The organism is Spongiactinospora gelatinilytica, from assembly GCF_003236385.1.
In the GTDB taxonomy this organism is placed as follows: domain Bacteria; phylum Actinomycetota; class Actinomycetes; order Streptosporangiales; family Streptosporangiaceae; genus Spongiactinospora; species Spongiactinospora gelatinilytica.
The window spans coordinates 1-459 of the sequence record NZ_POUA01000858.1; the positions used below are offsets into that span (position 1 = coordinate 1).

At 41.0% G+C, this 459-nt stretch carries 2 protein-coding genes; both read left to right on the forward strand.

Annotated elements, in window-relative coordinates; all coding sequences use genetic code 11:
- Nucleotides 1–206, forward strand: a 206-nt coding sequence (locus tag C1I98_RS46630; RefSeq protein ID WP_199537597.1) for a SufD family Fe-S cluster assembly protein, incomplete at its 5' end; no start/stop codon positions are given.
- 18 nt (nt 207–224) lie between these two features.
- Nucleotides 225–459: aminotransferase class V-fold PLP-dependent enzyme (locus C1I98_RS46635; RefSeq protein WP_146607965.1), on the forward strand; the 235-nt coding region annotated here is incomplete at its 3' end.

A 459-nucleotide genomic window follows, 5' to 3' on the forward strand; every position in this document is an offset into this window, starting at 1 on the left:
CCATTGAACCGCATGCTAAGGGAAGTGTTAATCCCCTGTTAATTATTGACGAAAATGATGTGCAAGCTGGTCATGCTGCTAGTGTAGGACAGTATGATGAAGAAGCGTTGTACTATCTTTTAAGTCGGGGATTAGTGGAGGCGGATGCTAAACAAATTTTAATCAATAATTTCATGGAACCCGTTTTACCAAAAGAAACTGTGTAAAAGTAATGGTGGTAAACAATGATAGATGATCAAAAAATAGCCTATTTAGATAATGCAGCGACCATGCCGATGCCAGACGAAGTATTGGAAGTAATTGATACTTACTACCATGCCCATAAAGTCAATGTGCATCGGGGAATGTATCGGTTAGCTCACCAAGTTACGGAGCAATATGAAGCAGTTCGCCAAGCCACGGCTGATTTTATCAATGCTCAGGAGTCCTCGGAGATTATTTTTACCAGTGGCACAACTG